The sequence below is a fragment of the Roseovarius sp. AK1035 genome, from assembly GCF_003288315.1.
Taxonomy (GTDB): domain Bacteria; phylum Pseudomonadota; class Alphaproteobacteria; order Rhodobacterales; family Rhodobacteraceae; genus Roseovarius; species Roseovarius mucosus_A.
Map to the genome: position 1 here is coordinate 558,025 of NZ_CP030099.1, position 21,312 is coordinate 579,336.

The window sequence follows — 21,312 nt, forward strand, 5'->3', positions numbered from 1 at the left end:
TCAGCCCGCCGCCGCCCCACCCATCTGCGCCAGCGCCAACCGTCCGCCATAGGCGGCTTGCAAATGATCGGGGGTAAACACCTCGGCCACCGGCCCTTCGGCAATAGCGGTGGTGTTGATGAGAAACACGCGGTCGAAATATTCGGCCACCGTGGCCAGATCGTGATGTACGGCAATGACCGTCTTGCCTTCGGCCCTGAGGCCATGCAGCACTGCGATGATTGCCTTTTCCGTTGCGGCATCGACCCCGGCAAAGGGTTCGTCCAGCAGATAAAGATCCGCCTGCTGTGCCAAGGCGCGCGCCAGAAACACCCGCTGTTGCTGCCCACCCGAAAGCTGTCCGATCTGGCGATGCGCAAAGCCCTGCATGCCAACTCGATCGAGACAGGCCATGGCCCGAGCGCGGTGGCTGGCCCGCACCCGGCCCAAGAGACCCAATTCGCGGGCCAGCCCCATCATCACCACATCGAGCACACGGGCCGGAAAATCCCAATCCACGCTGGCGCGCTGCGGCACATAGGCAATCTGCGCGCGCCGCTCTTGCAGCGGACGCCCAAGGCTTGTGACCTGTCCAGACAGAGGTCGGATGATCCCAAGCGCGGCCTTGAGTAGCGTTGACTTGCCTGCGCCATTAGGGCCGACAATCGCCGTCATCTGGCTTGGGTGAAAATTGACATCAACAGAAAAAACCGCAGGCTTCTCACCATAGGACACGGTTAGCCCCCGGATCGATAGCGGGCTGTCGGTATTGGGCGCGGGCCGTGTTCCGACCAGTTCCAATGGCATGATCATCCCCCTGCCGACAGATTGCCATCCATGCCCCGTGCTGGGGCAGTGCCGCCAAGGGCATTGGCAATGGTCGTCACATTATGGTCAATCATGCCCAGATAGCTACCCTCATAGGTGCCCGGCGTACCCATAGCATCCGAGAACAGCTCGCCACCGATGATCACCTCATGCCCCTCGGCCGCCGCACCTTCGATCAAGGCACGGATATTACGATCCGACACAGTGCTTTCGACGAACACTGCGCGGATTTCACGACTGACCAGCAGATCGACCAGATCACGGATGCGCGCCAGACCAGCCTCGGATTCCGTGGACAGCCCCTGAATGCCCTCCACCTGATACCCATATGCTTGGCCAAAATATCCGAATGCGTCATGCGCCGTGACCAGCACGCGCGCAGGCTCAGGCACAGAAGCAAGCGCGCCGGTGGCGTAGTTGCCCAATCGCGCCAGTGCTTCTTTGTAGCGCGCGGCATTGCTGGCAAAGAGATCCGCATCCTCGGGCCGTTCGGCGCTCAGCGCCTCGGCGATGCGATCCACAACAGAGGCCCACAACTCTGGCACCATCCAGACATGGGGATCAAAGCGCCCCTCGTAATCCTCATGCGCGATGCGCGCGGCCACAGGCACCGCCTCGCCCACCGGCACAACGGGCGAGCGCTCAGCAAGTTTCAGCAAAAACTCTTCCATCTGCGCCTCAAGATAGAGGCCATGCCAGAGCACCAGATCGGCGCGCGCGAGGGCAGCGATATCGCTGCGGGTCTGACGATAGGAATGCGGATCAATCCCCGGCCCCATCAGGGCCCGCACCGCAACCCGGTCGCCGCCCACAACCCGCGCGGCATCGGCAATCATGCCGGTGGTGGCAACCACCTCGAGCGGGGCGGTTTGGGCGAATGCAGGGCGTGAGGCAAGGACTGCCGCGCCAATCGCTAGGCCAAGCGCGCGGCGGCGGGTCAGAGACGGAAAGGCTGTGATATGATGTGACATGAGAATGAATATGAGAACTATTCGCAACAAGTCAAGGGCTCCTCCGGCCCGATTGATCCCCCTCTGCTTTCATGCCACCGTCGCGGCTGAGGCACGAAGGAGGGAACCACCATGCAGGGTCAGATGATGCATCGGCCGCTCAGGATCATAGACATCCTGTTGCACGCCGCCGAGGCGCATGCCGCCGAAGGCATCGTATCCGCACGGGTTGAAGGTGACCTGCACCGCCAGAGCTATCCGCAAACGCTGGTGCGGGTGGCGCAACTCGCGCAGGCGCTGACCGCATTGGGTGTCGAACAGGGCGACCGGGTTGCCACCTTGGCATGGAACGGCCACCGACATTTTGAGCTCTACTACGGAGTCTCCGGCATCGGTGCGGTCTGCCATACGCTTAATCCGCGCCTCTCGCATGAGCAATTGCTTTACATCATCGCCCATGCCGATGACCGGCTCTTGTTCCTTGATCTTTCCTTTGTGCCGCTGATCAAGGCGATCTTGCCTGATCTACCACAGGGTCTGCGTTTCGTGATCCTGACCGACCGCGCCCATATGCCGGACTGCTCTTTTGACGTGCTCTGCTACGAGGATTTGCTGGCCGCGCAGCCGCCCGATTTTGACTGGCCCACCTTCCCCGAGGATACAGCCGCCGGTCTTTGCTACACCTCTGGCACCACAGGCAATCCCAAGGGCGCGCTCTACACACACCGCTCCACTCTGCTGCATGCATTGCAAGTGCCGCTTTGCCAGACCTCCAGTTTTCGTGCGGGGGCGCGCGTGCTGCCCGTGGTGCCGCTCTTTCATGTCAACGCTTGGGGATTGCCCTATGTGGCGCCGCTCACGGGGATGACACTTGTGATGCCGGGGCCAAATCTGGACGGGGCCAGCCTCTTTCGCCTCATGGAGGCCGAGGGTGTCTATTCCGCTTGGGGGGTGCCAACCGTCTGGGCGGGGCTGCTGGCGGAGATCAAGGCACAGGGCCGCATTCCATCCGGCTTTGCTGATCTGGTGGTCGGCGGATCGGCCATGCCGCGCGTGATGATCGAAGCTTATGAGACGCGCGGCGTCATTGTCTCACAGGCGTGGGGCATGACCGAAACCAGCCCGATTGGGGCCTATGGCGTGCTGTCCCCCGCGCTGCAAACGGCACCGCTGCCAGAGAGGATCACCGCCAAATGCTGTGCAGGGCGGCGGCTTTTTGGGGTAGATTACAAGATCGTCGATGATGCTGGCCAACGCCTGCCGCATGACGGACAGGCGGCAGGCGAGCTATACATACGCGGCAACACTGTGATCAGCGGCTATTTCAACAACCCCGAGGCCACCTGCGCCGCGATGGATAGCGAGGGTTGGTTCGGCACCGGCGATGTCGCCTCGGTCAGTCCCGAGGGGCGGCTCACGATCCGCGACCGCTCAAAGGATCTGGTGAAATCGGGGGGCGAATGGATCAGCTCGATTGATCTGGAAAACGCCGCCCTCTCGCATCCCGGCATCGCTGCCTGCGCGGTGATCGCCGTGCCGCATCCGAAATGGGACGAGCGGCCAGTTTTAGTGGCGGTCGCCACGGGTGCAGAGCGCCCCACGCTGGCCGATGTCTGCACCCATATGGCATCGCATTTCGCCAAGTGGCAATTGCCCGATGATCTGCTGTGGGTCGAGGCCCTGCCAATGACCGCCACCGGCAAGGTCTCGAAACTGACACTGCGCGACCAGTTCGCCGATTACATCCACCCCGACATTCGCGGGGACGGCGCATGAGCGGTCTCGACACAGACGCCGTCGCGGCATGGCTTGCCGTGCATTTGCCGGGCTTTGCCGGGCCGCTCACGGCGCAGAAATTCAGCGGCGGGCAATCCAACCCGACCTATCGTCTCATAACGCCCACGCGCAGTTACGTCCTGCGTCGCAAACCGCCCGGCGTTCTGTTGAAATCCGCCCACGCGGTCGAGCGGGAATTTCGCGTGCAACGCGCGTTGCAGGACACATCGGTTCCTGTCGCCCGCATGCACATCCTGTGCGAGGATGAAAGCATCATCGGCACGCCCTTCTACATCATGGACGAGATCAAGGGCCGCAGCTTTGACGCCCCCGCGATGCCCGGTCTCACCCCGCCCGAACGCCACGCTATCCTAGATGAAATGAACCGCGTTCTGGCCGCCATCCATGACGTTGATCTCGTGCAAACCGGCCTTACAGACTACGGCCCGTCCGGCAATTACTACCGCCGGCAGGTGGACCGCTGGTGCGCGCAATATACCGCCACAGCCACCGATGACCTGCCCGAGATGACCGCCCTTATGGCCTGGCTCGATGCGCATATTCCCGAAGATGACGGGCAACGCACGCTGGTGCATGGCGACTACCGACTCGACAATCTGCTTTTTGCGCCCCAAGGCACCGCGTGCGTTGCCGTGCTGGATTGGGAGCTGTCGACCCTCGGCCACCCCTACGCCGACCTTGCCGCCGTGATCATGCAATGGTCGATGCCCGCAACCGCAGAGGGGCGCGGGCTGGCGGGAGTGGACCGCGCCGCCCTTGGCCTCTGGTCGGATGCAGAGTTCATCGCCCGCTATTGCGAAAGACGCGGGATTGCGCCCATTGAGGGGTTCCATTTCTACCTCGCCTTCAGCTATTTCCGCATGGCGGCCATCCTGCAAGGCGTCAAAAGACGCGCGCTGGATGGCAACGCCTCTGACCCCGCGCGCGGTCTGCGTCTTGGGGAGTATGTGCCCGAATTCGCCCGCGCGGGCCTCTTTGCGACCAAGGACAAGATATGACGCAAGACATAGACCCAAACCTGCTTGAACCACCCTCTGCGCTGCAAACCCATCTTGGGTATCGCCTGATTGCCTGGTCCACAGATTTTGCGCGGATCGAACTGCCGCTAGAGCCATTCCTGATGAACCGTCAGGGGCTACCGCATGGCGGCATCCACGCCACGCTGCTCGATACCGCCATGGGCTTTTGCGGCTGCTACACCGGCGACCCGGCGCGGCAACAGATGGCTCTGACCCTGTCGCTCACGGTCAATTATCTGGGGCAGGCCAAAGGCACGCGGCTCGTTGCCGAGGCCCGCCGAACGGGCGGCGGCAAATCGACCTATTTCGCAGAAGGCATTGTGCGGGATGACAACGGTACGCATATCGCAACCGGTACAGGCGTATTCCGGCTGCGGCGGGATCAGGTTCAATAATCAGTAGTTATGGTTACAGTTAGTAAATCCAATTATTAATTATTGAACGCATCTGTTACACGACCCGAGGATAACGCGCGTGGCCACTGGAATCGGTCGCATTCTGATCGGCGCAACCAGACCACTCACCAACGACAACGATCTAGGTAGGAGACGAAAATGGACGGTAACAACATCGGCAAATGCCCGGTCATGCACGGCAGCGTGACAGAAACAGGCACCAGCGTCATGGATTGGTGGCCCAAATCCCTCAATCTCGACATCCTGCATCAGCACGACCAGAAAACCAATCCGCTCGGCGCAGACTTCAACTATGCCGAAGAGGTCAAGAAACTTGACTTCGAGGCCGTCAAGGCCGACGTCAAGGCGCTGATGACCGACAGCCAGGATTGGTGGCCCGCCGATTGGGGCCATTACGGCGGCTTGATGATCCGTCTCGCCTGGCACTCGGCTGGTTCTTATCGTCTGGCCGATGGTCGCGGTGGCGGTGGCCATGGCAATATCCGCTTTGCTCCGCTGAACAGCTGGCCGGACAACGGCAACCTCGACAAAGCGCGCCGCATTCTCTGGCCGGTCAAAAAGAAATACGGCAACAAGCTGAGCTGGGCCGACCTGATCCTGCTCGCGGGCAACATGGCGTATGAATCCATGGGCCTTAAAACCTATGGCTTTTCCTTTGGTCGTGAAGACATCTGGCACCCCGAAAAGGACACCTACTGGGGCGCGGAAAAGGAATGGCTGGCGCCGAGTGACACCCGCTATGAAAGCGTCGAAAACCCGGCCACGATGGAAAACCCCCTCGCCGCTGTGCAGATGGGCCTGATCTATGTGAACCCCGAGGGCGTGAACGGCCAACCCGATCCGCTGGCGACCGCCGGTCAGGTGCGCGAAACCTTTGCCCGGATGGCCATGAATGACGAAGAAACCGCGGCACTGACCTGCGGTGGTCACACCGTTGGCAAGGCGCATGGCAATGGCGATGCGTCGACATTGGGGGCAGAGCCTGAAGCGGCAGACGTCGAAAATCAGGGCTTTGGCTGGGTCAACCCGAACCTGGGCGGCAAAGCCACCAATGCCGTGACCTCTGGCATTGAAGGGGCCTGGACCACACACCCAACCAAGTGGGACATGGGCTATTTCAAACTGCTGTTCGGCTATGACTGGGAACTCACCAAATCCCCGGCGGGCGCGCAGCAGTGGCAACCCATCGACATCAAGGAAGAGGACATGCCGGTTGATTCAACCGACCCGTCCAAGCGCGTCATGCCGATGATGACCGATGCGGATATGGCGATGAAAATGGATCCGGCCTATCGCGCCATCTGCGAAAAATTCATGGCTGACCCGGCCTATTTCGACGATTGCTTTGGTCGCGCGTGGTTCAAGCTGACACACCGTGACCTCGGACCGCGGACCCGCTACATCGGACCGGACGCCCCCAAAGAGGATTTGATCTGGCAAGATCCGATTCCGGCAGGATCGACCGGCTACGATGTCGCCGCCGTCAAGGCAAAGATCGCCGCAAGCGGTCTGAGCCTGTCGGATATGGTCGCCACCGCATGGGACAGTGCCCGCACCTTCCGCAACTCTGACCTGCGCGGCGGTGCCAATGGCGCACGCATCCGACTTGCCCCGCAAAAGGATTGGGACGGCAACGAGCCTGACCGTCTGGCACGGGTTCTGGCAACACTTGAACCCATTGCAGCCGAAACCGGGGCGAGCGTGGCGGATGTGATCGTTCTGGCCGGCAATCTCGGGATCGAACAGGCGGCCAAAGCGGCAGGGTATGCCGTTGAGGTGCCGTTTGCCCCCGGTCGCGGCGACGCGACGGCAGAGATGACCGATGCCGCGTCTTTCGAGGTGCTGGAACCGCTGGCCGATGGCTTCCGCAACTGGCTCAAGAAAGACTACATTGTTGCGCCCGAAGAAATGTTGCTCGACCGGGCACAACTCATGGGGCTCAATGCGCATGAGATGACCTGCCTCATCGGCGGCATGCGGGTTCTGGGCACCAACCACGGCGACACGGCGCATGGCGTGTTTACCGACAAGGTGGGCGCGCTGACCACGGACTTCTTCACCACGCTCACCGACATGAGCTACAAGTGGGAGCCGAATGGCGATGGCACCTATAACATCGTAGATCGCAAATCCGGTGCCGTGAAACACACGGCCACCCGCGTCGATCTGGTGTTCGGCTCGAATTCGATCCTGCGCGCCTATGCAGAGGTCTACGCACAGGACGATGCGCCCGAAAAATTCGTGCGCGATTTCGTCGCCGCATGGACCAAGGTGATGAACGCCGACCGTTTCGATCTGGCCTGATCGGACTGAGTATTCCAAACACAGAGGCGCGGCGAGAAATCGCCGCGCCTTTTCGTTTCCGCCCCCTTGATCGCTTTTGATTTGGAAACAATCGGGCTATTCTGTGACAAGAGCCACACAACCAAGGGGCCGGACAATGCGAGCGGTATATATCGGATTATTGAGCGTTCTGATCGGGGCACCACCGGTGCTGGCCGGGGCGGTGGACCAGTCATTACGCCCGCAGATGCGGCCCGGTTCGGGCCTCATCACAGCGGCGGTGGTTGTTTCGAGCGACGTGCCAGTGCGCAGCCTACGGCCACAATTGCGCCCGGCGGATGTGTCTGAGACCGCCATCGTGCCGGTCAATGCCAATCCGCGCTTTGACACCTGGGTGGCCGGATTCCGGGGTCGCGCGCTATCGCAAGGGATCAGCGGACAGGTATTTGACCGCGCCTTTCGTGGTGTGACGTTCAACCCCGAGATTGTATCAAAAGACCGCAACCAATCGGAATTCAAACGCGAGATCTGGGACTACCTTGACAGCGCCGTCTCGCCCATCCGGGTCAACAACGGACAAGAGGCGCTGCGCAAACACCGCCGCGCGCTCGAACGGATCGAGGCACATTACGGCGTAGAAAAAGAGGTGGTCGCCGCCGTCTGGGGGATGGAAAGCACCTATGGCGAACGGCTTGGTGATTTGCCGTTGATCCAATCGCTGGCGACACTGGCCTATGACGGACGGCGCGGCGCGTTTTTTGAAAAACAGCTCATCGCCGCCTTGCAGATCCTGCAATCGGGCGATGTGACACCTGAAAACATGAAAGGGTCATGGGCCGGGGCGATGGGGCATACGCAGTTCATGCCCACTTCTTACCTGGCCTATGCGGTGGATTTCACCGGCGATGGCAAACGCGACATCTGGTCGGACAACCCGACCGATGCCCTAGCCTCAACCGCCGCCTATCTCAAGCGCTTTGGCTGGACCAAGGGCCAACCTTGGGGCGTCGAGGTACAGGTTCCGCGCGGGTTCAGCGCCGCCGCGGCCAAGGCCAAGCGGCTACCGTCCCAATGGGCGGCGCAGGGCGTGGTCGGTATGGACGGGCGCGCGGTGCGCGATTTCGGCACTGCGTCGATCCTGCTGCCCGCCGGGCTTCAGGGGCCAGCCTTTATGGTTTTCGACAATTTCGGCGTGATCAAACGCTACAATAATTCCGATGCCTATGCGATGGGCGTTGGGCATCTTTCAGACCGGATCGGCGGCGGGCCAGAAATCAGGGGCGCTTGGCCACGTGGCTATAACCCCCTGTCTTTTGACGAAAAAATGGATATGCAGCGCCGCCTGCAACGCAAGGGTTTTGCCATCGAAAAGATCGACGGCATCATCGGCCCCAATACGATCAACGCCATTCGCGCCTTTCAGCAATCGGTCGGGGTGACGCCGGACGGCCTGCCCTCGCAGGAATTGCTGGCGCTGCTCAAACGCTCGTGAGCGTCCGCCAATCCGCACCCGACGAGTTGGCGGGCCTCATCTGCTGCCCGACGTGTGATCTGGTCTATACCGCGCCCCAGGTGGCGATGCGGCAACGCGCCATTTGCGCGCGCTGTCATACAGTCTTGATCGCGCCACGGCGAAAGGCAGGCAAGCAACTGATCGCTCTGGCGCTGACTGTGCTGATCCTGATCGTGGCGGCGGTGCTCTTTCCCTTTTTGTCGATCGGCGCGGGCGGGCTACACCATGACGCCTCGATCCTGCAGGCTGCCTTTGTGTTCGAGGGCGGGCTGTCTGTGCTGGCGGTGGCAGTTCTCTTTTTCATCGTGGTCATACCGGCGCTGCGCCTGATGCTGCTGATCTATGTCTTGGCCCCCATCATCCGCGATCACCCCCCCGCCCCTCTGGCGCGCCCTGCCTTTCGCCTTTCAGAGGCGCTCGTGCCGTGGTCCATGGCCGAAATCTTCGCCATCGGTTGCGCCGTGGCACTGGTCAAACTCAGCGATCTGGCGGATGTGGTCTTTGGCCCGGCGGCGTGGATGTTTGCGGTGCTGGTGGTGCTGGTGGTGGCGACCGACAGTCTGATGTGCCGCTATTCAATCTGGGCCTCGCTGGACGCATGAGAACCGCGCGCGACATGGGACTGGTGGGCTGCACACGTTGCATGGCTGTGGCGCCTCTTGGCACAGCGCGCTGTTCGCGTTGCGGCAGTGCGTTGCAATCCCGCGATCCGATGGCGCTGCAAAAGGTCTGGGCGTGGTGGCTGTTGGGCCTTGGCTGCTACATTCCGGCCAATCTTTTTCCGATGCTAGAGACGCGCACGCTGGTCAGTACGCAATCTGATACGATTGTCGGCGGGGCGGTGACGCTGGCAGAGCATGGCAATTGGGGCGTGGCACTGATTATTCTTGTGGCAAGTGTGGTGATCCCGGTGGCCAAGTTTCTGGTGCTGGCCGCTTTGGCATTCGGCGTCTGGCGCGGCTCGCGCTTGTCAAAGGCGCGGCGGCACCTGCTCTATGAGATAGTCGAATACATCGGCCGCTGGTCGATGATCGACGTTTTTGTTGTGGCGATCCTGTCATCCCTGGTGCAATTGCAGGCCTTGGCCACGATCACACCGGGCCGCGCCAGCCTGTTTTTCGCCCTTTCGGTGGTTTTCACCATGCTCTCCGCGCAAAGTTTTGATAGCCGGATGATCTGGGACGGCACCCGCCGACCCGAAGACCAAGAGGATAGCCAAACGTGACCCAAGACAGCACGCCTCCGCCAGAGCCTACTGTTCTTCCTGCCGGACGGAGCCTGATAGACCGGATTTCAGTGATCTGGCTGGTGCCGCTGGCGGCGCTTTTGGTCGTGCTGATCGTGGCGTGGCAGGCCTATTCCGAGCGCGGGCCGCTGATCGAAATCGCCTTTGAAAATGCGTCGGGTGTTCGGGCGGGGGCGACCGAGCTTCGCTACCGCGATGTGACCGTCGGCATGGTCGAGGACGTAAGTTTTGCCCCGGGTCTCGACCTCGTGTTGGTCAAGGTCCGCGTGGATCAAGAGGTGGCACCCTATATCGACCGCGACGCCCAATTCTGGGTGGTCCGTCCCCAAGTTACGGCGCGGGGCGTCACTGGCCTTGGGACCGTGCTCTCGGGCGTCTACATCGAAGGTTTATGGGACAATAGCCCCGGTGCGGCCGTCACGCAGATCGCAGGCCTGCCCGATGCCCCCTTGGAACGGGTGGGGCAGGATGGCCTGCGCCTCATGCTGCGGGCGCAGGGGCGCGCCTCGCTGGTCGAAGGCGCTCCGGTGATCTATCGCGGGATCGAGGTGGGGCGCATCGGGCGACCGCGCATCACCGCTGATGGCAGCTCAGCCGAGGCAGAGGCGCTGATCTTTGCCCCGCATGATCGTCTGATCAACAGCGCGACGCGCTTTTGGGACACCTCCGGCTTTTCCTTTTCGCTCGGACCCGGCGGCGCACAACTCGATTTCTCATCCGTTGCCGCACTTGTGTCCGGCGGCGTCACCTTCGAGACCATGATTTCAGGTGGCACATCGGCGCGGGCCGGAGACAACTACACCGTCTACTCCGAAGAATCCGCGGCACGTGCCAGCCTGTTTCGCGGAGACGACAACGAAATCCTCACGCTGGCGGCGGTGTTCGAGGACAATATCGCAGGTCTTAGCGTAGACGCCCCCGTTGAGTGGAACGGGTTGCGCATCGGTCAGGTGAGCGCGCTCAATGGCGTGGTCGATGAGGCGCGGTTTGGCGATGACCGCGTGCGGCTTCTTGTCAGTCTGGCAATCCGTCCGGGACGGTTGGGGCTGGAGGGAGGTGCCGGGCGCGACTCGGCCCTTGCTTATTTGCGCGAGAGCGTGGCGACGGGCCTGCGCGCGCGGCTGGCCTCGGCGTCCATATTGACCGGCGGGCTCAAGGTTGAACTGGTCGACGTGCCCGATGCCCCCCCTGCCGAAATCGAGACGGCAGATGGCGGCGATCTTCTTTTCCCCACCACCGAGAGCGAGATCGCGGATGTATCGGCAACCGCAACGGGCGTATTCGAGCGGATCAATGCCTTGCCCATCGAAGAGGTGATGGCCGAGGCGATCACCCTGCTGCAAAACGCCAATGCCTTGGTCTCCAGCGCCGATACGCGCGCCGTGCCGGGCAATGTCAACGCGCTTCTGGATGAGACACGCGGCGTGATTGGCGCGCCAGAGGTGCAGGCCCTGCCCGGGCGGCTTGATGCCGTGCTGACCGAGATGGAGACGCTGGTCGCGCAAATCGCGCAAGAGGCCATAGCGGCCAAGTTGAGCACCGCGCTCAGCGATGCCTCTGCCGCGTCTCAAGGTGTGAGCGATGCCGTGAGCGGTGTGCCAGATCTCGTGGCGCGGCTGGATGCCGTGGCGCAAAAGGCCGAAAGCGTCGAGATTGATGCCATGGTCGCACAGTTGACCGCGCTCATAACCTCGGCTGACACGCTTTTGGCGCAAGAGGGCACACAGGCCCTGCCTGCCACGCTGAACGCAACCCTTGACGAAATGCGCAGCGTTCTGGCGCAATTGCGCGAAGGCGGCGTGGTCGAGAATGCCACCGCCGCCCTTGGCTCTGCCCGCGATGCCGCGGATACTTTTGCGCAAGCGGGCCGTGATCTGCCGGGCCTTATTGCCGAGGCCGAGGCCGTGCTGGCACAGGCGCGCGGCACGCTGGCAGGCTATGCCGCCGACAATGGTGTAGGCCGCGACGCCCGCGCCGCAATGCGCGAGGTTGAACGCGCCGCGCGTGCTGTGTCATCCTTGGCCCGAGCCATAGAACGGAATCCAAATTCGCTGCTTTTGGGAAGATGATGAGAATGAAGAGATTTTCCGCCCTGCTTTTGCTGGCCGCCCTCACCGCCTGCACCTCTGTTCCCGAACAGCGACTGACCGTGCCACGCGCGCCGATTGAGACCAAGCAGCGGATCGCCTTTGGCTCAGTCGCGCTGCGCGAGGTGTCCTTGCCGGGATATGCCGCGGGTGAGGAAATCTATTTCTCGGATGCAACAGGTGTTCTGAGCACTCAACCCGGCCTCTTTTGGGCCGATGATCCGGGCCGCGCCATCACGTTGGAACTCAGCCGTCATCTGGCCCAAATCACCGGCGCGCGGGTGGCGGCAGAGCCTTGGCCCTTTGGTGGCTTTCCCGAGGCGCAGGTCGAGGTGCGGGTCGAAGAGATGCTGGCACAAGCGGATGGCGTATTCCGGCTTGCCGGGCAGTATTTCGTGTCATCTGAGAATGGCCGCGCACGCGCGCAGCTTTTTGACCTGAGCGTGCCCGTACCGGACGAGGCAGGCATTACCGCCATCGCCGCAGCACGCGGTCAGGCCGTGCGGGATTTGGCGGTTGCCATTTCACGCGACGGGCTGCGCTGAGGGCGTCCGATCTTTTACCTACCGACGCTTGCGCTCGGCCTTGCGCCTCTCGACCGTCGCCTTGCGCTTGGCGCTGCCAAGCTTGCGTTTGGGCGGCTTGCCGCGTGTGGCGCGCGGGCCTTTGGGCAGGGTCTCGCCATCAAGGCTAACCAGTTCAAGCGCAATGCCACCCGTCACGGGCGCGGCCTCGGCCAGCTTGACCGTCACGCGCTGCCCCAAGCCAATCGTAAGCCCGGTATCGGACCCCATCAGCGTGCTTGCTTCGCGGTCGAAGTGGAAATATTCCCGGCCCAATGAGCGCACCGGGATCAACCCATCCGCCCCGGTTTCATCCAGTTTCACGAACACGCCGAATTTGACGACGCCGCTGATACGCCCGGTGAATTCCTCACCCAATCGCTCCGACAGAAACGCCGCCAGATAGCGATCATTGGTGTCACGCTCGGCCATCATCGAGCGGCGCTCGGTGTCGGAAATATGCTGCGCCGTCGCCTCAAGCTGCGCTTCTTCCTCATGGCTCAGACCATCTTTGCCCCAGCCATGCGCCGAAATCAGCGCCCGATGGACCACAAGATCGGAATAGCGCCGAATGGGCGAGGTGAAATGCGCATAGGCCTGAAGTGCAAGGCCGAAATGCCCGAAGTTTTGCGGCGCATAATAGGCCTGCGTCATCGCGCGCAGGGTGGACATGTTGATCACCTCGGAATGATCCGTATCGCGCGCTGCATGCAGCAGCGCGTTAAGATGCGCGGTCTTCAACACCTGACCCTTGGCTAGCACCATCCCCGCCGTCGCCGCTACCTCACGCAGGGCATCAAGTTTTTCGGGGCTTGGTCCCTCATGCACCCGGAACAAAAGCGCCGATTTGCGCGCCACCAGCGTTTCGGCGGCGGCCACATTGGCCAACACCATGCATTCCTCGATCAGCTTATGGGCCTCCAGTCGCTCGGTGAAATTCACCGACAAAACCTTGCCCGCGTCACTCAGGACCACCTTGCGCTCGGGCAGGTCGAGGTCGAGCGGCTGACGACGACGCCGCGCCTCCTCTAATGCGGCATAGGCGGCATAGAGCGGTGTAATCACCTCGTCCATCAGGGGCGCGCATTTGTCATCCGGCGCACCATCCTGCGCCGACTGAACCTGTTGATACGTCAGCGACGCGGCAGAGCGCATGAGACCGCGCACAAACCGATGCCCGATCTTTTCACCGGTCGCGGTGATCTGCATCCGCACCGCGATACAGGCGCGTGGCACACCCTCATGCAGCGAACACAAATCACCAGATAGGCGGTCGGGTAGCATCGGCACAACGCGATCAGGGAAATAGCTTGAATTGCCGCGCTTGCGCGCCTCGTGGTCAAGCGCCGTGCCGGGGCGCACGTAATGCGCCACATCGGCAATCGCCACCCAAATCACATGCCCCCCTTCGTTCTTGGGATCATCATCGGCATGGGCCCAGACCGCATCGTCATGGTCGCGCGCATCCCAAGGATCAATCGTGATCAGCGGCATGTCACGCATATCCTCACGGCCCTTGAGGCCCGCAGGTTTCATCGCATCCGCCTCTGCAATCACGGCATCGGGAAAGCTGTCGGGGATTCCGTGCTGATGGATAGCGATAAGCGACACCGCCTTGGGTGCCGATGGGTCGCCCAACCGGTCGAGCACCCGCGCGCGCGGCAGGCCCATGCGGCCCGCAGGACCCGCCTGTTCCGCCTCGACAAGCTCGCCATCCTGGGCGCCGCCTGTGGCATCCGCAGCCACGTGCCATTCCTTGCCGTCGCCCTTGTCGATAGGCAGGATGCGCCCGCCCTCTGCCCCTTTGCGGAAAATTCCCAGCACTTTTCGCGGGTTGGTGCCGATACGGCGAATCAACCGCGCCTCATAGTGATGGCTTTCGCCCTTGACCTCTTGCAGACGCGCCAGGATGCGGTCGCCTACCCCCATCGCGGGGTCAGAGGCGCGCGGAATAAGAAGCACGACAGGCTCTATTCCCTCACCCGTCCATTCCAAGGGCCGCGCAAGCAGCTCTCCGTCAGAGGCCTGCCCCGTGATCTGCAACACGCTTACGGGTGGCAGCCGGTCAGGGTCACGATAGGATTTCTTGCGCTTTTCCAGATGGCCTTCGTCCTCGAGCTCCTTGAGCAGGCGCTTGAGGTCAATCCGCGCAGCCCCCTTGATGCCAAAGGCCTTGGCGATATCGCGTTTCGCGGTGAGGGTCGGGTTGTCCGAAATCCATTGCAGGATTTCGACCTTGCTGGGCATCTGGCTCATGTCTCGGCCCTAGCACGAAGCGCGAGCGGCGTCATCCGGGAAACCACCGAAATACCGGGCAGGGTTTAGAGAATTCTTCACCCTTCGGCCCCTAAGGTCAGACGAGACCCGCAGAGAGGCCCACGATGAAAACAACCACCCCTTTGGCCCGACTGAGCACCGTCGCCCATGGCGGGGTGGCCGCTCATCTGACCCGCGCGCAAAAGGCGGCGATCATCGTCAGGTTTCTGATCAACGAAGGGGCTGAAATCGCGCTGACGGACCTGCCGGACGTGTTGCAAGCGCGCCTCACCACACAGATGGGGTCGATGCGCTATGTCGACCGAGGAACGCTTGCGGATGTGGTCGCGGAATTCGCGCAGGAGTTGGAGGGGATGGGGCTGACCTTTCCGCGCGGCGTGGCTGGGGCGCTTAGCGCGCTCGATGGCCGGATCAGCCCGCAAACCGCTGCGCGCCTGCGCAAGGAGGCGGGCGTGCGCCAACAGGGCGACCCTTGGGAGCAGGTGAAACACGCCGATCTTGCCGCGCTCATCCCCATTGTCGAACGGGAAAGCACAGAGATTGCGGCCGTGCTCTTGTCCAAGCTCGACGTGGCGCGCGCGGCGGACCTCTTGGGCAAACTCCCCGGAGAATTGGCGCGGCGGATCACCTATGCGGTATCGCAGACCGGCGCGGTCAGCCCCGAGGCCGTTGACAGGATCGGTCTGGCACTTGCAGCGGAACTGCACGACATCCCCGAAACCGCCTTTGCCCAAGGGGCGGTCGAACGTGTGGGCGCAATCCTCAACTTCTCACCCGCCGCGACGCGCGATGACGTGCTGACAGGATTGGACGAAGCCGATCAAGACTTCGCAAACCTTGTGCGGCGCGCGATCTTTACCTTTGTGCATATTCCTGAGCGGGTGAAGCCCACGGATATTCCGCGCATCACGCGGGAAGTGGATCAGGCGGTTCTTGTCACGGCGCTTGCGGGGGCAGCCTCGGGCGATCTGGTGACGGTGGCCGAGTTCATCCTCAGCAATATGGGCAAACGCATGGCAGAGGCCATGCGTGAGGAAATACAAGAGCGCGGCCGCGTACGCCTGCGCGATGCCGAAGAGGCGATGACCGCCGTGGTCAACGCCGTGCGCACCCTCGAAGCGGCGGGCGAGATCACCTATGTGACCCCCGAAGAAGACCAGAGCGCGTGACCACTGGACAAGCCGCGCCGGCCCTCCTAGGCTTGATTCCATGAGTGATTGGGATGGACGCCGCTGGCACGACATGGGCGGACAGGCTGCCGGGCCTGTGCCGATGGACGGTCATGATTTTGCCCTTTGGGAAAAGCGCATTGATGCGCTGATGGTGCTCTGCGGGGAAAAGGGCCTGTTTACCGTTGACGGGCTGCGTCGCGCTCTTGAGGACATGGGCGAAGACGCGTTTGAGACGTATTCCTATTACGAACGCTGGATCGCTGCCGTGAACCAGAACCTGCTCGAGGCCGGTGCCTATTCGCTTGAGGAACTGGCGGCCCGGATGGATGCTGTTGCCGCGCGCGGTCCTACCTATGCCGAGGCGCAAGATGGCTGAGCGGGTGCGGGTCAAGGCGCTGACGCCGCCGGGTCATGTGCGCGCCCCGTGGTATCTGCGCGGCAAGCAGGGCGTGATCGAGCGATCCTTGGGGGCCTTTCGCAACCCCGAGCAACTGGCCTATGGCCTGACAGCCGAGGAAAAGCCGCTCTTTCGCGTCCGTTTTGCCATGCGCGACATCTGGGGCGAAACGGCAGAGAACCCCGACGACACGCTCGATGCCGAACTCTACGCGCATTGGCTGGAACAGGTGGATAGCCATGCCCCATGACCACCACGATCACGATCACGACCATTTCCACCATGAGGGGATGAGCCCCTCTGGCCATCCCTACCGCGCCGACAACGACGGCCCACTGACCTATTGGCAGCGCATGGAAATCGCAGTGCGCGAATTGCTCGTGGAAAAAGGCCTACTCACCCCAGCCGAGATTGCTGCGCAGATTGAGGCGATGGATGCCCGCAGCCCCGCCAACGGCGCGGCCGTAGTGGCGCGCGCCTGGGTCGATCCCGATTTCAAGGCGCGGCTTTTGGCCAATGCCTCTGCCGCCAGCCGCGAGATGGGGTTCAACATCGGCCCGCTCCACCTGATCGCGGTTGAAAACACCGTCCAGACCCATAATCTCATCGTCTGCACGCTCTGTTCGTGCTACCCGCGCAACCTGTTGGGCTTGCCGCCCGATTGGTACAAGACGCGGGAATATCGCAGCCGTGCGGTGCGCGAACCGCGCGCGGTTCTGCGTGAATTCGGTCTGGACCTGCCCGAGGATGTCACCGTCCGCGTCCACGACAGCACCGCCGATATGCGCTATATCGTGTTGCCCGCCCGGCCAGAGGGGACCGACGCAATGGACGAGGCGCAATTGGCCAGCTTGGTCACGCGCGATTCGATGATTGGTACGGGCCTGCCCCGTCAGCCCTGAGAGGCGGCTGGCATGTGCGGACGCTTTGTCATCACCCTGCCGAATGACGCCATGGCGCAGCTCTTTGGCGCAGCCCCGGACAACGACCTGCCCGAGCCACCCGATTACAATGTCTGTCCCACCGCACGGATCGCGACTGTTCGTCTGGGCGAGAGCGGCACGCGGCGGCTTTCGGCCTTGCGATGGGGGTTCTTGCCGAATTGGTATGACAGCCCCATCGCTGGCCCGCTGCTGATCAACGCCCGTGCCGAGACCATCGCCGACAAACCCGCCTTTCGCGAGGCGGCACGCGCGCGCCGATGTCTCATTCCCGTCGCAGGCTTTTACGAATGGACGCGGGATGGCAACACACGCCTGCCGTGGTTTATCCAAAGGCGCGATGCTGCGCCGCTTATCATGGCCGGGGTCTGGCAAATCTGGGAGCGCGGCAATACCCGGATCGACACCTGCGCGATTGTCACCTGCGCCGCGAATGACGGCATGGCGCAAGTGCATCACCGGATGCCGGTGATCCTTGAACCGCAGGACTGGCCGCTCTGGTTGGGCGAGGCGGGGCATGGCGCGGCGCGGCTGATGCGCCCCGCGCCCGAGGACACACTAGAGATGTGGCGCGTCGCCCCAACGGTCAATTCCAACCGCGCGCAGGGGGCAGACCTGATCGTGCCGATCCCACACACGACGGCTTGAACCCCTTCTTTCACGGGGACCCTTTTCTAACCCCGGTCAAACGATATATAGACGTCATGAAACAGACCCTGTCACATGGCAATAATCCGATAGTGCGACTGAAATGATCCAGCATCCGATTACAATGACCGGGCCCAAGGAGGACGCGGGCGATCCTGCGGTGGTCGTTGCCACACGGCCCAAGACCAAGCGCCCGCCGCTCTACAAGGTTCTGCTGCTGAATGACGATTACACGCCGATGGAATTCGTGGTGGCCGTGCTTGAACGGTTTTTCGGCATGTCGCACGCGCAGGCCTTTGAAATCATGTTGACCGTGCACAAAAAGGGGCTGGCGGTCGTGGGTGTCTTCAGCCACGAAATCGCCGAAACCAAGGTGGCGCAGGTGATGGATTTTGCCCGCCGTCACCAACATCCGCTGCAATGCACCATGGAAAAAGAATAACTTGGCCATCGCCACCCGCCTGACACTTGCCCTCGCCGACGGGGTTGCGACCCTGCCCGAGGCTGGACGCATTGCCGTATTCACCCCGCGCGTCGGGGCTGATCTCTCGGCCTTGCCCATGGACCGCGTGCAGGTGATCACGCCACTCAAGCCCGATTATGATTACTTTGCCGGTTTGGGATATGACTGCGCCATAGCCCCCGAGGGGCGGTATGGGGCTGCAATCCTCTGTCTGCCCCGCGCCAAAGCACGGGCACGCGCCGCATTGGCAGAGGCCGCCACCGTCACCGATGGCCTGATCATCGTCGATGGCCTCAAGACCGATGGCATCGAATCGGTGCTGCGCGACTGCCGCCGCCGCGTCGCGGTCAGCGCGCCGTTGTCCAAGGCACACGGCAAGATCTTTAGCTTTGCCGCAGGCCCTGAATTTGCCGATTGGGCCGCAACCACAGCGCAGCCGATTGCGGGTGGATATGTCACGGCACCGGGGGTCTTTTCCGCCGATGCGGTTGATCCGGCATCGCGCCTCTTGGCGGATAGCCTGCCGCAAGCGCTTGGCGCGCATGTGGTCGATCTGGGTGCGGGATGGGGCTATCTAAGCGCGCGCGCTCTGGAACGCGCCGGCATTGCCCGTCTTGATCTGGTTGAGGCCGATCATGCGGCCCTCGCCTGTGCACGCCAGAATGTCACAGACGCCCGCGCGCAATTTCATTGGGCCGATGCGACCGTCTGGAAGCCCGACGCGCGTGCCGATAGCGTCATCATGAACCCACCCTTTCACGAGAGCCGCAGTGCCGATCCCGATCTGGGCCGCGCCTTTATACGCGCGGCGGCGGGCATGCTCAAACCCTCGGGTAGTCTCTGGATGGTGGCCAACCGGCATCTGCCCTATGAGACCACGCTGGCACAGTCCTTTACCTCGGTCAGTGAGGTAGCTGGCGACACCCGCTTCAAGATCCTCCACGCCAGCCGTCCTGTGCGCCAGAGCCGCTAGTGCCCCCATACGCGCCAGACCCAGCTTGAAAGGTCCGATATGTCCTTCTCGATCACCGGAAAAACCGCCATTATCACCGGAGGTGCCAATGGTATCGGCCTCGCTATCGGGCGTCATTTCGCGGACAAGGGCGCCAATGTTGTCTTTGCCGACATGGATGAAGCGCGCCTGATCAAGGAATTGGGCGAGAATGACGACAGCAGCAACATCCGCTATTTCGCGGGCGACCTGCGGCAAAAACTGACGCAGGCCAATCTGCTGTCGGCCACGATCGACGCCTTTGAACAGGTGGATATCCTCGTCAATGCCTGCCGCCAGATTGTGCCCTCGGATGCGCTCAACCCCGATGATGACGCGGTTGAGATGCTATTGGAGCAGAACCTGTTGACCGCACTGCGCATGAGCCAACAGGTCGCGCGCCGGATGATCAAGCAATCCGAAGGCCAGACCGAAGGCAGCGCGGGCACCATCGTCAACCTGTCCTCGATTGCCGCGCGCTGCACCCATCCGGATCTCTTGGCCTATTCGGTGGCCTCGGCGGCACTGGATCAGATGACACGCAGCCTGGCGCTTGCCCTGGCACCGCACCGTATCCGGGTCAACGCCCTGGCCTTTGGCTCGGTCATGAGCGCGTCGCTCAAGGAAACGCTACGGGAACACAGCGATTACCGCGCCGATATCGAATGCCACACGCCCCTTGGGCGGATTGCCTCGGCGGCGGAACTGGCAGAAGCGGTGCATTATCTGGCCTGTGATGGATCAGCCTTTATGACCGGACAGATCATGACGGTGGACGGAGGGCGGACCCTGCTTGACCCCTGCGCAGCCCCGGCGCACTAATAGGCAACATCGCCCGAGGACCAGACGCATGACCGACGAATTTACCCAGCAAAAATCACGTGCCGCCGCATGGTTTCGCCAGTTGCGCGACGATATCGTTACCGCGTTTGAGGGGTTGGAGGACAACCACGCCACCGGGCCTCTGTCAGACGCCGCGCCCGCGCGGTTTGAGGTAAGCGACACCAGCCGCCATAGTGACGACGGATCGGACGCCGGGGGCGGGCTGATGAGCGTGATGCGTGGCGGGCGGGTCTTTGAAAAGGTCGGCGTCAATGTGTCAGAGGTCTATGGCACCTTGGGAGAGGCCGCACAGCGCGCCATGGCGGCGCGCGGTGTGCCCGGCATGGACAGCGACCCACGGTTCTGGGCCTCTGGGATCAGCCTTGTGGCGCATATGCAGAACCCGCATTGCCCGGCGGTCCATATGAACACCCGCATGTTCTGGACCCCGCATGCGTGGTGGTTCGGTGGCGGATCGGATCTCAATCCCTGTATCGAGTATCCCGAGGACACGGCCCATTTCCATGGCCAGCAACGGGCGCATCTAGATCCGCACGGGGCCGACCTCTATCCGAAACTCAAGGCTTGGGCGGATGAGTATTTCTTTGTTCCGCACCGCAATCGGGCGCGCGGCGTGGGCGGTATTTTCATGGATGACCGCAACACTGGCGATTGGGAGGCCGATTTTGCGCTGACACAGGATATTGGCCGCGCCTTTCTGCCTGCTTATGTTCCTTTGGTGGAAAAACGCCGGGTGCAGCCTTGGTCGGATGCGGACAAGGACACGCAGCTTGTGCATCGTGGCCTCTATGCCGAATACAACCTCGTATATGACCGAGGCACGAAATTCGGACTGGCCACAGGCCATGACGCCAACGCGGTGCTTATGAGCCTGCCACCTCTGGCGAAATGGACCTAAG

Annotated in this window: 21 protein-coding genes; 18 read left to right on the top strand and 3 right to left on the bottom strand. The window is 62.3% G+C overall.

Features of this window, described 5'->3' with window-relative positions; translation table 11 throughout:
• Together RAK1035_RS02730 and RAK1035_RS02735 are read right to left on the bottom strand one after the other, a co-directional pair.
• Positions 1-792: a metal ABC transporter ATP-binding protein gene (locus RAK1035_RS02730; protein WP_008279377.1), complete on the bottom strand. Its 792-nt coding sequence runs from the start codon at positions 790-792 to the stop codon at positions 1-3.
• On the bottom strand, positions 789-1,778 hold the full coding sequence (locus RAK1035_RS02735) for a metal ABC transporter solute-binding protein, Zn/Mn family (protein ID WP_008279378.1): 990 nt from the start codon (positions 1,776-1,778) through the stop codon (positions 789-791). Before RAK1035_RS02735 ends, RAK1035_RS02730 begins: the two co-directional genes overlap by 4 nt.
• Before the next feature lie 111 nt (positions 1,779-1,889).
• Between RAK1035_RS02735 and RAK1035_RS02740 the strand changes: the two genes are divergently transcribed.
• The 9 genes from RAK1035_RS02740 to RAK1035_RS02780 all read left to right on the top strand — a co-directional run bounded on the left by RAK1035_RS02740 (position 1,890) and on the right by RAK1035_RS02780 (position 12,663).
• Positions 1,890-3,533 (top strand): long-chain fatty acid--CoA ligase, encoded by a 1,644-nt coding sequence (locus tag RAK1035_RS02740; RefSeq protein WP_008279379.1) that lies wholly within the window; start codon positions 1,890-1,892, stop codon positions 3,531-3,533.
• On the top strand, positions 3,530-4,552 hold the full coding sequence (locus tag RAK1035_RS02745; RefSeq protein ID WP_008279380.1) for a phosphotransferase family protein: 1,023 nt from the start codon (positions 3,530-3,532) through the stop codon (positions 4,550-4,552). Before RAK1035_RS02740 ends, RAK1035_RS02745 begins: the two co-directional genes overlap by 4 nt.
• Entirely contained in the window at positions 4,549-4,968 is a 420-nt protein-coding gene (locus RAK1035_RS02750; protein WP_008279381.1) for a PaaI family thioesterase, read from the top strand. The genes RAK1035_RS02745 and RAK1035_RS02750 overlap by 4 nt, the downstream gene beginning before the upstream one ends.
• A 159-nt stretch (positions 4,969-5,127) precedes the next feature.
• Positions 5,128-7,293: a catalase/peroxidase HPI gene (gene katG, locus RAK1035_RS02755; protein ID WP_008279382.1), complete on the top strand. Its 2,166-nt coding sequence runs from the start codon at positions 5,128-5,130 to the stop codon at positions 7,291-7,293.
• A 136-nt stretch (positions 7,294-7,429) separates the two neighbouring features.
• A complete protein-coding gene (locus RAK1035_RS02760) occupies positions 7,430-8,764 on the top strand; it encodes a lytic murein transglycosylase (protein ID WP_037296728.1) in 1,335 nt (444 codons plus the stop codon).
• Complete coding sequence (locus tag RAK1035_RS02765; protein WP_008279385.1) at positions 8,761-9,387, top strand: paraquat-inducible protein A; 627 nt, start codon at positions 8,761-8,763, stop codon at positions 9,385-9,387. Before RAK1035_RS02760 ends, RAK1035_RS02765 begins: the two co-directional genes overlap by 4 nt.
• The gene (locus tag RAK1035_RS02770) at positions 9,384-10,010 is read left to right on the top strand and encodes a paraquat-inducible protein A (protein ID WP_008279386.1); all 627 of its coding nucleotides are present in this window, start codon (positions 9,384-9,386) and stop codon (positions 10,008-10,010) included. Before RAK1035_RS02765 ends, RAK1035_RS02770 begins: the two co-directional genes overlap by 4 nt.
• On the top strand, positions 10,007-12,100 hold the full coding sequence (locus tag RAK1035_RS02775) for an MlaD family protein (RefSeq protein WP_037296733.1): 2,094 nt from the start codon (positions 10,007-10,009) through the stop codon (positions 12,098-12,100). Before RAK1035_RS02770 ends, RAK1035_RS02775 begins: the two co-directional genes overlap by 4 nt.
• Positions 12,101-12,105: 5 nt before the next feature.
• Complete coding sequence (locus RAK1035_RS02780) at positions 12,106-12,663, top strand: PqiC family protein (protein ID WP_008279388.1); 558 nt, start codon at positions 12,106-12,108, stop codon at positions 12,661-12,663.
• A gap of 18 nt (positions 12,664-12,681) precedes the next feature.
• Here RAK1035_RS02780 and rnr read toward each other — a convergent pair whose 3' ends face one another.
• Positions 12,682-14,937, bottom strand: a complete 2,256-nt coding sequence (gene rnr / locus RAK1035_RS02785; RefSeq protein ID WP_008279389.1) for a ribonuclease R — start codon at positions 14,935-14,937, stop codon at positions 12,682-12,684.
• A gap of 125 nt (positions 14,938-15,062) precedes the next feature.
• Between rnr and RAK1035_RS02790 the strand changes: the two genes are divergently transcribed.
• The 9 genes from RAK1035_RS02790 to hemF all read left to right on the top strand — a co-directional run bounded on the left by RAK1035_RS02790 (position 15,063) and on the right by hemF (position 21,311).
• Positions 15,063-16,127 carry a flagellar motor switch protein FliG gene (locus RAK1035_RS02790; protein WP_008279390.1) on the top strand — a complete coding sequence of 355 codons (1,065 nt, stop codon included), beginning with the start codon at positions 15,063-15,065 and terminating at the stop codon, positions 16,125-16,127.
• Between the two features lie 40 nt (positions 16,128-16,167).
• On the top strand, positions 16,168-16,506 hold the full coding sequence (locus tag RAK1035_RS02795) for an SH3-like domain-containing protein (RefSeq protein WP_037296735.1): 339 nt from the start codon (positions 16,168-16,170) through the stop codon (positions 16,504-16,506).
• Positions 16,499-16,777: an SH3-like domain-containing protein gene (locus RAK1035_RS02800; protein ID WP_008279392.1), complete on the top strand. Its 279-nt coding sequence runs from the start codon at positions 16,499-16,501 to the stop codon at positions 16,775-16,777. Before RAK1035_RS02795 ends, RAK1035_RS02800 begins: the two co-directional genes overlap by 8 nt.
• Entirely contained in the window at positions 16,767-17,429 is a 663-nt protein-coding gene (gene nthA, locus RAK1035_RS02805) for a nitrile hydratase subunit alpha (RefSeq protein WP_037296738.1), read from the top strand. Before RAK1035_RS02800 ends, nthA begins: the two co-directional genes overlap by 11 nt.
• Positions 17,430-17,441: 12 nt before the next feature.
• On the top strand, positions 17,442-18,116 hold the full coding sequence (locus tag RAK1035_RS02810; RefSeq protein ID WP_008279394.1) for an SOS response-associated peptidase: 675 nt from the start codon (positions 17,442-17,444) through the stop codon (positions 18,114-18,116).
• A gap of 124 nt (positions 18,117-18,240) precedes the next feature.
• Positions 18,241-18,558 carry an ATP-dependent Clp protease adapter ClpS gene (clpS, locus tag RAK1035_RS02815; protein WP_232279150.1) on the top strand — a complete coding sequence of 106 codons (318 nt, stop codon included), beginning with the start codon at positions 18,241-18,243 and terminating at the stop codon, positions 18,556-18,558.
• Position 18,559: 1 nt separating this feature from the next.
• Positions 18,560-19,552 carry a class I SAM-dependent methyltransferase gene (locus tag RAK1035_RS02820; protein WP_008279396.1) on the top strand — a complete coding sequence of 331 codons (993 nt, stop codon included), beginning with the start codon at positions 18,560-18,562 and terminating at the stop codon, positions 19,550-19,552.
• A 39-nt stretch (positions 19,553-19,591) separates the two neighbouring features.
• A complete protein-coding gene (locus RAK1035_RS02825; protein ID WP_008279397.1) occupies positions 19,592-20,392 on the top strand; it encodes an SDR family NAD(P)-dependent oxidoreductase in 801 nt (266 codons plus the stop codon).
• A 28-nt stretch (positions 20,393-20,420) separates the two neighbouring features.
• On the top strand, positions 20,421-21,311 hold the full coding sequence (gene hemF, locus RAK1035_RS02830; RefSeq protein WP_008279398.1) for an oxygen-dependent coproporphyrinogen oxidase: 891 nt from the start codon (positions 20,421-20,423) through the stop codon (positions 21,309-21,311).
• Position 21,312 lies beyond the last annotated feature (1 nt).

Excerpts from the sequence above, each read along its gene's own strand:
- RAK1035_RS02730 (WP_008279377.1), bottom strand. The coding sequence starts at position 792 with ATGATCATGCCATTGGAACTGGTCGGAACACGGCCCGCGCCCAATACC.
- RAK1035_RS02735 (WP_008279378.1), bottom strand. The coding sequence starts at position 1,778 with ATGTCACATCATATCACAGCCTTTCCGTCTCTGACCCGCCGCCGCGCG.
- RAK1035_RS02740 (WP_008279379.1), top strand. The coding sequence starts at position 1,890 with ATGCAGGGTCAGATGATGCATCGGCCGCTCAGGATCATAGACATCCTG.
- RAK1035_RS02745 (WP_008279380.1), top strand. The coding sequence starts at position 3,530 with ATGAGCGGTCTCGACACAGACGCCGTCGCGGCATGGCTTGCCGTGCAT.
- RAK1035_RS02750 (WP_008279381.1), top strand. The coding sequence starts at position 4,549 with ATGACGCAAGACATAGACCCAAACCTGCTTGAACCACCCTCTGCGCTG.
- katG (WP_008279382.1), top strand. The coding sequence starts at position 5,128 with ATGGACGGTAACAACATCGGCAAATGCCCGGTCATGCACGGCAGCGTG.
- RAK1035_RS02760 (WP_037296728.1), top strand. The coding sequence starts at position 7,430 with ATGCGAGCGGTATATATCGGATTATTGAGCGTTCTGATCGGGGCACCA.
- RAK1035_RS02770 (WP_008279386.1), top strand. The coding sequence starts at position 9,384 with ATGAGAACCGCGCGCGACATGGGACTGGTGGGCTGCACACGTTGCATG.
- RAK1035_RS02780 (WP_008279388.1), top strand. The coding sequence starts at position 12,106 with ATGAAGAGATTTTCCGCCCTGCTTTTGCTGGCCGCCCTCACCGCCTGC.
- rnr (WP_008279389.1), bottom strand. The coding sequence starts at position 14,937 with ATGAGCCAGATGCCCAGCAAGGTCGAAATCCTGCAATGGATTTCGGAC.
- RAK1035_RS02790 (WP_008279390.1), top strand. The coding sequence starts at position 15,063 with ATGAAAACAACCACCCCTTTGGCCCGACTGAGCACCGTCGCCCATGGC.
- RAK1035_RS02795 (WP_037296735.1), top strand. The coding sequence starts at position 16,168 with ATGAGTGATTGGGATGGACGCCGCTGGCACGACATGGGCGGACAGGCT.
- RAK1035_RS02800 (WP_008279392.1), top strand. The coding sequence starts at position 16,499 with ATGGCTGAGCGGGTGCGGGTCAAGGCGCTGACGCCGCCGGGTCATGTG.
- nthA (WP_037296738.1), top strand. The coding sequence starts at position 16,767 with ATGCCCCATGACCACCACGATCACGATCACGACCATTTCCACCATGAG.
- RAK1035_RS02810 (WP_008279394.1), top strand. The coding sequence starts at position 17,442 with ATGTGCGGACGCTTTGTCATCACCCTGCCGAATGACGCCATGGCGCAG.
- clpS (WP_232279150.1), top strand. The coding sequence starts at position 18,241 with ATGACCGGGCCCAAGGAGGACGCGGGCGATCCTGCGGTGGTCGTTGCC.
- RAK1035_RS02825 (WP_008279397.1), top strand. The coding sequence starts at position 19,592 with ATGTCCTTCTCGATCACCGGAAAAACCGCCATTATCACCGGAGGTGCC.
- hemF (WP_008279398.1), top strand. The coding sequence starts at position 20,421 with ATGACCGACGAATTTACCCAGCAAAAATCACGTGCCGCCGCATGGTTT.